The organism is Mycobacterium sp. 1245499.0 (assembly GCF_001673615.1).
Classification (GTDB): domain Bacteria; phylum Actinomycetota; class Actinomycetes; order Mycobacteriales; family Mycobacteriaceae; genus Mycobacterium; species Mycobacterium europaeum_A.
Genome location: NZ_LZMG01000377.1, coordinates 1 through 3,036 on the forward strand (window position 1 = coordinate 1; position 3,036 = coordinate 3,036).

2 protein-coding genes and 1 pseudogene are annotated in these 3,036 nt (G+C 70.6%); 2 read left to right on the forward strand and 1 reads right to left on the reverse strand.

Annotation, left to right across the window (positions count from 1 at the left end; translation table 11 throughout):
- On the forward strand, positions 1-2,089 hold a 2,089-nt coding region (locus tag A5646_RS23460), incomplete at its 5' end, for an ATP-binding cassette domain-containing protein (protein ID WP_197505268.1).
- 37 nt (positions 2,090-2,126) lie between these two features.
- Positions 2,127-2,472, forward strand: a pseudogene (locus A5646_RS28505) (FHA domain-containing protein); the annotation flags it as partial.
- Here A5646_RS28505 and A5646_RS23465 read toward each other — a convergent pair.
- A complete protein-coding gene (locus A5646_RS23465) occupies positions 2,413-2,832 on the reverse strand; it encodes an FHA domain-containing protein (RefSeq protein WP_067024548.1) in 420 nt (139 codons plus the stop codon). The pseudogene A5646_RS28505 and the gene A5646_RS23465 overlap by 60 nt on opposite strands.
- Positions 2,833-3,036: the final 204 nt, after the last annotated feature.

Below are 3,036 nucleotides of genomic sequence, written 5' to 3' on the forward strand. Positions count from 1 at the left end.
GGCCGCGCCGGCCGCGCCGTCCGCCGCCCCGCCGATCGCGCAAATTCCCGCCGTCGGGAGCCCGCACACCCAGATGGCCCCCGCCTCCGCGAAGCCGCCCGAGGTCGCGAACCTGGCCACGAAGATGTTCCAGGCGCTGATGCCGTCGCGCTCCGGCGCCATCCAGAAGCCCGCCGGCTCGCAAACCATCGGCCGCGCCACCGACAACGACATCGTCATCCAGGACGTGCTGGCCTCGCGCCACCACGCCTTCCTGATCCAGACGCCGCTGGGCACCGAGATCCGCGACGCGCACAGCGTGAACGGGACGTTCGTCAACGGCGTTCGGGTCGGCTCGGCGGTGCTGACCGAGGGCGACGTCGTCACCATCGGCAACGTCGACCTGGTGTTCACCGGCGACAACCTGGTCCGACGCACCGAGGCCGCCACCCGCAGCGGCGGCCTGGAGGTCAACTCCGTCTGCTACACCGTCGACCACGGCAAGCAGCTGCTCGACCACATCTCGCTGACCGCGCGGCCCGGGACGCTGACCGCCATCATCGGCGGTTCGGGCGCGGGCAAGACCACGCTGTCGCGGCTGATCGTCGGCTACACCAGCCCGACGTCGGGCACCGTGACCTTCGAGGGCCACAACATTCACACCGAGTACGCCTCGATGCGCAGCAGGATCGGCATGGTCCCGCAGGACGACGTGGTGCACCGCCAGCTCACGGTCAACCAGGCGCTGAACTACGCCGCCGAGCTGCGCCTGCCGCCCGACACCAGCAAACAGGAGCGGGCCCGCATCGTCGCGCAGGTGCTCGAAGAACTCGACATGACCCAGCACGCCGACACCCGGGTCGACAAGCTCTCCGGCGGCCAGCGCAAGCGCGCCTCCGTCGCCCTCGAACTGCTCACCCAGCCGTCGCTGCTGCTGCTCGACGAGCCGACGTCGGGTCTGGACCCGGCGCTGGACCGCCAGGTCATGCTGATGCTGCGCCAGCTGGCCGACGCCGGCCGCACGGTCTTGGTGGTGACCCACTCGGTGTCCTACCTCGACGTCTGCGATCAGATCCTGCTGGTCGCACCCGGCGGCAAGACCGCGTTCTGCGGGCCGCCGGACCAGGTCGAGTCCGCCATGGGGACCCGCAACTGGGCCGACATCTTCGCCAAGGTGGGGGCCGACCCGGACGAGGCCAACCGCCGCTTCAAGGAGCGCAACCAGCAGTCGTCGCAGCCACCGACCCCGGAGAGCCCGGCCGATCTGGGCGAACCGCCCCAGACCAACCTGTTCCGGCAGCTGTCGACGATCGCCCGCCGCCAGGTTCGGCTGGTCGTGTCTGACCGCGGTTACACCATCTTCCTGGCGGTCCTGCCGTTCCTCATCGGCGCGTTGTCGCTGACGGTGAAGGGCCCCCACCCCGGCCTCGGCCCGGCCGACCCCTTGGGCCCCGCGCCGACGCAGCCGCAGTACATCATGGTGCTGCTCAACATCGGCGCGGTGTTCATGGGCACCGCGCTGACCATTCGTGACCTGATCGGCGAGCGCCCGATCTTCCGACGCGAGCAGGCCGTCGGCCTGTCCACCACCGCCTACCTGCTGGCCAAGATCGCGGTGTTCTGCGTCTTCGCGACGGCACAGGCGGCGATCGCCACGATTATCGTGCGGCTGGGCAAGGGCGCGCCGACGGCGCATCCCCAGTTCTTCGGCAACTCCACCTTCTCGCTGTTCGTCACCGTCGCCGGCACCTGTGTGGCCTCGGCCATGCTGGGCCTGCTGCTGTCGGCGCTGGCCCAGTCCAACGAACAGATCATGCCGCTGCTGGTGGTGTCGATCATGTCGCAGCTGGTGTTCTCCAGCGGCATGATCCCGGTCTATCAGCGCATCGGCCTCGAGCAGATGGCGTGGCTGACGCCCGCCCGGTGGGGCTACGCCGCGGGCGCCTCCTCGATCGACTTCCCATCGCTGGTCAAGGTCAAGCAGATCCCGACCAACGACCCGATCTGGCAGCACTCCAAACACATTTTCGTGTTCGACATGCTGATGCTCGCGGCGCTGTCGATCGGCTACACCGGCTTCGTCCGCTGGCACATCCGGCTGAAACGCTGAGGCCGGGTCGCGGCCAACGACCCCTAATCTGGATGTGATGACTCGACCTGCGCAGCCCGTGCTGACGGCTCGAGCTGACCGCGCCGAAGGTAGCTTCGCCGCCGGCCGCGACGTGGTCGTCGGCAGCGACCTGCGTGCCGACCTGCGGGTCGCCCATCCGTTGATCGCCCGCGCGCACGTGCTGCTGCGCTTCGATCGGGGGCGGTGGCTCGCGCTCGACAACAACACGCTCAACGGGGTCTACCTCGACGGCCAGCGGGTGCCGGTCGTCGACATCCACGACGGCCAGACCATCAACATCGGCAAGCCCGACGGCCCGCGGATCACCTTCGAGGTGGGCCAGCACACCGGCAGCGTCGGGTCGCTTCCGCCCGCGGCCACCGCGCCCCGGCCCCTCGCACCTCCAGGCCGCCGGCGCGGGTGGCCGCCTCCTGGCGGCGAACCAGCACGCCGTCGTGGAAGACCAGGTCGACGTTGCCGATCGTCACCACGTCGCCGTCGGACAGTGCCGCCGAGCCGACCTTGACGCCGTTGACGAAGGTGCCGTTGCTGCTGTTCGCGTCGCGGATCTCCGCACCCGTCGGCGTCGGCGTCAGGAAGGCGTGATGGCGCGAGGCCAGCACGTCGTGGATGACGATGTCGTTGTTGAGCGCGCGGCCGATCGAGGCGCCGCGCGCCTGCGGCGGCGGCCGGTCCGATGGCGGTCCCGGGACGCCGACCCGCGTGGTCGGGAAATCCCCCACGTCGTTGCTGCGGCCGGTCCGGGTCGGCGGATCGTACGCGGCGGCCGGCGGCCCGGGCGGCGGTGCGCCGCGCAGCGGGCCCCGCTGTCGGAAGGGCCGCGACGGCGGCGGGGCGAGTGGCCGCGGGGGAGGTGCGCGAGGTCAACTTCGGCGTCGACGGCAAGAACCTGCTGGAGCGGATCTCCCTGGTCGCGCGGCCGGGCA